This window comes from Frankia sp. CeTa3Moorea (assembly GCF_978021225.1).
This window is the reverse complement of sequence record NZ_CDXDOR010000210.1, coordinates 1-6,403: the sequence shown is the minus strand read 5'-3', so window position 1 is coordinate 6,403 and position 6,403 is coordinate 1. Positions and strand designations below refer to the sequence as shown.

General features: G+C 64.4%; 8 protein-coding genes. All 8 read left to right on the top strand.

Annotated features, from left to right (window positions below; genetic code table 11):
• Positions 1 to 726: PIG-L deacetylase family protein (locus AC08OV_RS22665; protein WP_476615384.1), on the top strand; the 726-nt coding region annotated here is incomplete at its 5' end.
• A gap of 14 nt (positions 727 to 740) precedes the next feature.
• Positions 741 to 1,856, top strand: coding sequence for a glycosyltransferase (locus tag AC08OV_RS22660; protein ID WP_476615383.1), 1,116 nt, complete (start codon positions 741 to 743; stop codon positions 1,854 to 1,856).
• Positions 1,853 to 2,743 carry a glycosyltransferase family A protein gene (locus tag AC08OV_RS22655; RefSeq protein WP_476615382.1) on the top strand — a complete coding sequence of 297 codons (891 nt, stop codon included), beginning with the start codon at positions 1,853 to 1,855 and terminating at the stop codon, positions 2,741 to 2,743. Before AC08OV_RS22660 ends, AC08OV_RS22655 begins: the two co-directional genes overlap by 4 nt.
• Complete coding sequence (locus AC08OV_RS22650; RefSeq protein ID WP_476615381.1) at positions 2,740 to 3,576, top strand: phytanoyl-CoA dioxygenase family protein; 837 nt, start codon at positions 2,740 to 2,742, stop codon at positions 3,574 to 3,576. Before AC08OV_RS22655 ends, AC08OV_RS22650 begins: the two co-directional genes overlap by 4 nt.
• Before the next feature lie 5 nt (positions 3,577 to 3,581).
• On the top strand, positions 3,582 to 4,397 hold the full coding sequence (locus AC08OV_RS22645) for an LLM class flavin-dependent oxidoreductase (RefSeq protein ID WP_476615380.1): 816 nt from the start codon (positions 3,582 to 3,584) through the stop codon (positions 4,395 to 4,397).
• Between the two features lie 22 nt (positions 4,398 to 4,419).
• Positions 4,420 to 5,385 (top strand): glycosyltransferase family 2 protein, encoded by a 966-nt coding sequence (locus AC08OV_RS22640; RefSeq protein ID WP_476615379.1) that lies wholly within the window; start codon positions 4,420 to 4,422, stop codon positions 5,383 to 5,385.
• Positions 5,273 to 5,944, top strand: a complete 672-nt coding sequence (locus AC08OV_RS22635; RefSeq protein ID WP_476615378.1) for a sulfotransferase family protein — start codon at positions 5,273 to 5,275, stop codon at positions 5,942 to 5,944. Before AC08OV_RS22640 ends, AC08OV_RS22635 begins: the two co-directional genes overlap by 113 nt.
• Before the next feature lie 116 nt (positions 5,945 to 6,060).
• Positions 6,061 to 6,403: hypothetical protein (locus AC08OV_RS22630; RefSeq protein WP_476620278.1), on the top strand; the 343-nt coding region annotated here is incomplete at its 3' end.

The following is a 6,403-nucleotide window of genomic DNA, read 5'->3' as shown; positions in this document are numbered from 1 at the left end:
CCCGGGAAATCAGCTCCCGCTCCTCGATGGTCAACTGCTCCCGCCGGCCCATCCACCATCCAGTCCCTCGACGCCAACACGATCATCCTATCGAGGCGTCGCTACAACCGTTTGACCCCGCCCTTCCATCACGCGTGTGGCCTTGGCGACGATGCCATGCTCCACCGACGCAAGGAAGACGACTCCGCTCAGGCTCGGCTGGGCGCGGTTCCCGTCCGGCTTAAGATGCCAGAGGCCCTGTACCGATGCGATGCTGCCGGGCTCCCACGCTATTCAGCGGGGCCGGATATCTTTCTCGCTCGTCGTCGCAGCGTCGAGCCCGACATCGTCGCCCAGGTCGCGCGACGGCTCACCGACCTGCCCGAGATGAGAGAAGCCGATCTGCTGCTGGCGCCAATGGGTATTGGCGGCCACGTCGACCACTGCATCATCGCCGCGGCTGCCAAGCGGCTGCGGCGGCCCGTCCTGTGGTACGAGGACGTTCCGTACGTGCTCTACCGGCGCTGCGCGGGGTGGGCGCAAGACTTGCGGCCGACGGGGCCGGTACTCCACCGGGCCGCGCCGCGGGACTGGGCCGCGAAACTGGACGCGATCGACTGCTATGGCTCCCAGCAGGGCGTGCTCTGGGACGAGCCCGACCAGCGTCGAGAACACCTGACCTCCTATGGCGTCCAGGTTGGTGGCGGTGTCGCGCCCGCCGAGCGGTTCTGGCGGACCCACTCGTGAGGAAGCCGCTATCCGTGCTGCATCTGATTCGGCCGCGCCCGCCCGGAGAGATCGGCGGCGCCGACCTCCACGTCGCGGATCTCGCCGAGGCTCAGCGCACGGCTGGCATGAGTGCCGTGGTTATGGCATTCGGTTCCAACCCGATGTTCGCGGCGGTACTGCGCGAACGGGGGGTGGAGTGCATCGAGCACACGGCTGGCGGCATGCGGGCCTGGCTACGCGACGCCCGACGAGCCATCGCCAAGCTGCGGCCGGACATCGTGCACTCGCACGGCTACCGTGCCGACCTTATAGCTGTGGCGATGCGACGGGCTCGGTGGCGGCAACCGCCGTGCCCGCCGACTCTGGTCATGAGTGTCCATGGCTTCATCCGTACCGGGCCAGCGTTCCGCGCGCTGAGTGGTCTGAACGAGTTGTGCCTGAGAGACGCGGACCTGGTGGTCGCAACCAGCGCCCAGGAAGCCGGAAGGCTGCGTGCTCATGGCCTGCGCGCAGTCAGGTTCATTCCCAATGGTGTACGCGCAGTGCCAGAGGCCCCACGTGGGTACCTGAGCGAGCAGGTGGGCGGGCAGGCCACCCGTCGGATGGTCTTCGTCGGCCGGCTGTCGCCGGAGAAGCGGATCGACCTGTTCCTCCGGGCCGCCCAGTTCCTGGCCACCAAGTGGTCCGACCTCGACTTCGTGGTGATCGGTGGCGGGCCGTTGGAGCTGGAGGCACATCGTCTGGCTGAACGGTGGGGGCTCGCCGACCGCGTGCGCTTCGTGGGACTGCGCCCAGACGTCGGGCAGCTGCTGCGCGGCGCCGATGTGCTCGTCTGTCCTTCGGACAGCGAGGGCACACCGAGGGTGGTGATCGAGGCAATGAGCGTCGGTGTGCCCGTGGTGGCGACGTTGGTCGGCGGGCTACCCGACCTGATCACTGACGGAGCAACCGGTTTTCTGGTCCCTCCGGGAGCCGAAGCAGCAATCGCGGCGGCGGTAAACACCATTCTGAGTCATCCCGACGGGGCTAGGCGGATTGCCCGTGCTGCCGCCGATCGTGCCCGGTCCCACTTCGCCATAGACGTCATGGAGATTCGAATGGCCGAAGCCTACGCCCAGGCACGCCGCATCAAGGGGACAACACAATGAGATTCAAGGTTCTGATGCCAGGCTGGAACTGCTACCAGTACCTTGAGCGAAGCCTTCGGTCTGTGGCCGCGCAGACCGATCCCGCCGTCGATGTCTGTGTGATCGACGACGCCTCGGACGATCCGCGGCAGGCGGCGTTTGTCACCGACTTCTGCGCGCGGCAGGGCTGGACGGCGGTAGTCAATCAGCAGCGGCGTGGTGCTCTCTACAATCTGTACCATGCGGCCAGACTGCTCGCGCCAGAACCCGAGGACGTCATCGTCTTTGTCGATGCCGACGACCGCTTGATATATCCGGACGCCCTGACACGATTGCGTTGGTACTACGATACCTATGCCCCGCTGATCACCTATGGAAGTTACCTATGCGATCCGAGGGACGATCTGGTTACACCGGCAATGAACTTTCCGGTGGAGGTTGTTTCAGCCAACGCCTACCGAGCGTTCTCTGGACGCGATGACCCGGACGCCATCTGGTTCAACCACCTGCGGTCCATGCGCTTCTGGTTGTTTGACCAGCTCAGCCCTGAAGATTTCACCTTCGACGACGGCGGCTGGTTCATGGCATGTTATGATACAGCCATCATGATCCCGGCACTCGAGCTGGCCGGTGGTCGCCACCTCATGATCCCAGAGGTCCTGTACCTATACACGCGGGACAACCCGATCAGCGATTGCCGGGCGAGCCTCAACGAGGTAGACGCCGCGCATCGGGCGATATTTTCCCGGCCACCGAAGAAGCCCATCCGCCCCATCGCGAGGCCAGTAATTGTAGCAGACCAGCGGCCTGACCATTCAGTTTACTACGACACCTCCGGCACCTTCGTCTCTTTCCAGCCGCCATGTGCCGACCGTATGCCCGCCTGGCGGGGCCAGGAGCCACGGTGAACGAAATCGAGCGCTACTTGTTCGACCTAAACGGCTATATCGTCCTGCGCAGCGTACTGGGCGAAGATCAGTTAGCGAGGCTCAACGCGGCGGTGGATGCGGTCGGCGTGCCGGAACTGCTGACGAGGTACCCCTACGTTCATACCGGTTTCCCCCCACTGGATGAGGCCAACGTCGACGTGACCGCAGGCCCGGTGGATATGGTTACCGGGCTTCTTGACGACTGGGGCCAAGAACTGCGCGATCTGGTCGATCAGCCGCGTGTCATGCCCATACTGCGGCGGCTGCTTGGACCGGGACTGCGGCTCGACCATAGCTACGCCATCTTCATGCGCGCTGGCGCGGGCGCGACGACCCCACATCACCTGCACAATGGCGGCACGCCCTTCGACCCGTCCCAGTACTACCTGGTACGCGACGGTCGCATGTTCAACGGGCTGGTCGTGGTTTCCTACGCCCTCACTGACGTCGGGCCAGGCGACGGCGGTTTCTGCGTAATCCCAGGAAGTCACAAGGCCAACTTCCCCCTACCAGACGAGATCCGCGCCATCACCGGAGAAACGCCGCCCGTGGCACATGTGCCCATGAAAGCCGGCGACGCCGTCGTCTTCACCGAGGCGGTCACCCACGGGTCAATCCCTTGGAGCGCCCGACACGACCGGCGCGCGTTGTTGTATAAGTACGCTCCCGGTTTCATGCAGTGGGAGCGACAGTCACCGTGGGCCAGCCTGCATCATCCATGGACCGACCGGCAGCGTCAGTTGCTGACGGGTCCGTACGCCGGGCGCCGGCCCTCCATCCTTGACGTCCGAGAAGATTCCGCCGAGCACTAGGGGGAGTGAGGCAGTCCCATGCGCTTCAGTTGGCTGGCCGAGCAACGCATCTCTGGCCGGATCTACTGGCCCAGGCCATGGCGATCGAGCGGCTGGGCTACGATGCGCTCTGGCTCAGCGACCACATCTTCGCCGAGGGCGAGCGTTGGTTGCTCGACTGTTTATCCATGGCGGCCGCGCTCGGCACCGCTGTCCCCCGGATCGAGATCGGCAGCCTGGTCTTGGCCAATGCCTTCCGGCACCCGCTCCTGGTAGTGCAAACCGCGGTCACTCTGCATCAGATCACGGACGGACGCTTCGTGCTGGGCGTTGGCGCGGGCGGTTCTCGCGACGAGCATGCACGGCTGGACCTGCCGTTCCCCAGCATTGGCGAGCGTGCGGTCCTGCTCGACAGGGCATGTGCCGACATACGCGACGCCCTGCGTGCTCAGAAAGCGGAGGTTCCGCTGTTGGTCGGCGGCACCGGGCCGCACGTTCTTGGCGTCGCGGCCAGGTACGCCGAGCGGTGGACAGTATGGGCCGACCCCACCTCCGCCGGGCGGATTCGCGGCCAGTTGGCCACGCAATGCTTGGCCGCCGGCCGACGAGTCGCGGATGTGCAGTGCGGCGCCGTGACAATGATCGTGCCTGCCCACCTTCCCGCCGGGTCGGGCGGTCCCTGGGAGGCCATGATGGCCGGCAACGCGGCAGAAATGCGCGCGCAGGTAGCTCGTTATGCCGAGGAAGGCGTGGACGAGCTCGTGGTCTGCGAGCATGCGGTCGCGCCCGGCAGCCGGGCGGAGGCGCTGCGCTGGTTCGCCGACGAGGTTGCACACCGATAACATCCAGCGCCGGGGGTCTAAAATGCGGGTCAGCGTCGGTATCTTCGCCCACAACGTGGCCGACACTATAGGCAGAGTCATCGAAAATTTTTTGCTCCAAGAAACCGTCAGAGTCGAGATATTTGAGATTATCGTGGTGTGCTGTAAGTGCACCGACGGCACGGTGGCGACGGTTGCTGAGTATGTTCGTCGCGATGCGCGGGTAAGACTCATAGAAAGGGATCGGCGGCGGGGGAAACTGGCCGCCATCAATACTTTTCTCACAGTGGCCAGCGGTGACATTGTGATGATTTCGGGCGGAGATGTCGTGCCGGGCCCCGCTCTGGTTGAGCGGCTGGCGGCCCCCATGGTGACGGACCCACAGTGCGCGATGACCGGCGCGCGAGTACTCAGCGTCGCCGTCCTGCCCACGGCTGCCGGGCGGCTGCACGAGGTCCTGTGGCACCTGCACCACGAGGTGGCCAGCCGTTCCCCGAAGCTGGGCGAGACCGTAGCCGTTCGTCGTGCCTGCCTACCCGAGCGTCTGCCCGACGGCGTGCACTGCGACGAGGTCCTGATCGAGTCGCTCGTCATCCGCGATAGACGACGGATCTGCTATGTCCCCGAGGCGAGAGTCTACAACCTGCCGCCCCGGCGTGTCGCCCATCTGTACCGCCAGCGGCGCAGGGTCGCATGCCAACACATGGCGGCCATCAAGCAACTTGGATACCGTCCTGCCACCCGCAGTCCCGCAAACGTTCTGTCTGCTCTGGCTTCTATCGCACGCCGCAACCGCGCCAATTGGGTAGCGCTGGCGGCACTGGTCGTCCTGGAGACGGCGGCCGTAGTGCACGGCCGCATAGACTATGTGCGCGGCCATACCTACTCTGTCTGGCGTGCCGCTGACCGCGCCGCCGTCGGGCCTGATTCACCGCACACCAACACCGACTTCGCTGATCGCGAGGGGCCCTGGTATCTGGAGACACACGGTGCAAAGGAAATCTACTGATATCCGGGGTCCCCGTCCGCCGATATTCGGCATCGGGGCTCACCGGACCGGCACATCAACCCTGACAGAGGCACTGAATATACTCGGGTACCGGGCCAGCCATTGGAACGACCGCGCGGAGATCCGGCGAGACGTCGACCGCAGGGTCTTCCGACTCGGGCTCATGGAACGAATGGATGCCGTGAGCGACCTGCCAATACCAACAATTTGGCGAGAGTTGGTCGCATCCTTCCCCGAGGCACGGTTCATCCTCACAATCCGCACGCCGGAAGACTGGATAGAGAGTGTGGAGTGGCACACCCGTGGGCGTGACCTCGTTCCAGAGGAACGCGATTTCTATCGCCGATCGAGCTTCGACCGTGACAGTTTTCTGGCGGCCTACGCCGCCCACAACAGCGCCGTCGTCAGATATTTTTCTGGGCGAGAGAACCTCCTGCTTATGAACATCGCGGCTGGTGACGGCTGGTCCAAGCTCTGCCCGTTCCTGTCGCGAGATCTCCCCGATCCGGCGACACCCTTTCCTCGGGCGGGGTCGACGAGGAGCTTTCCGGTCGCGTGACCGTAATCCAGAAAGCATCGAGGTCGGGGATCGGCCTCGATGCTCCGCCACCACAGTTCGCGCTCGACGCAGGCGTCCTGAGCGTTCAGCGACGGCGAGCGGTATACACTAGGAAGATGCGCTACCTCATGCAGCACCCCGCAGGAACGGGTGAGCTTGTCCTAGACGCGCTTGCCCGCTATTGCAAGGACGTGAAAGTCTCTTACCAGGATGACAGCGCCGTCATCTTCGATTCGACGACGAAGCCATCGGTCGTAGGACAGGCGCCGTTCGCGAAGAACGCATTTTTTATCATTACCTCGGTTGCGCGCGGCTCCATTGACAAGGGCATTCTTCATCTGAGCCGCTCACTTGGCAAGACACGGTTCCCCGCCGTTTCGAAGCCCGGCGCCGGATTCAGGACGATGGTTCACATCGACGGCGCTCTTTCCGCCGTGAACCCGCAGGCTAAGCGGGTAA

What these genes read in the sequence shown, in the direction of transcription:
- AC08OV_RS22655 (WP_476615382.1), top strand. Translation starts at nt 1,853, where the DNA reads ATGAGATTCAAGGTTCTGATGCCAGGCTGGAACTGCTACCAGTACCTT.
- AC08OV_RS22640 (WP_476615379.1), top strand. Translation starts at nt 4,420, where the DNA reads ATGCGGGTCAGCGTCGGTATCTTCGCCCACAACGTGGCCGACACTATA.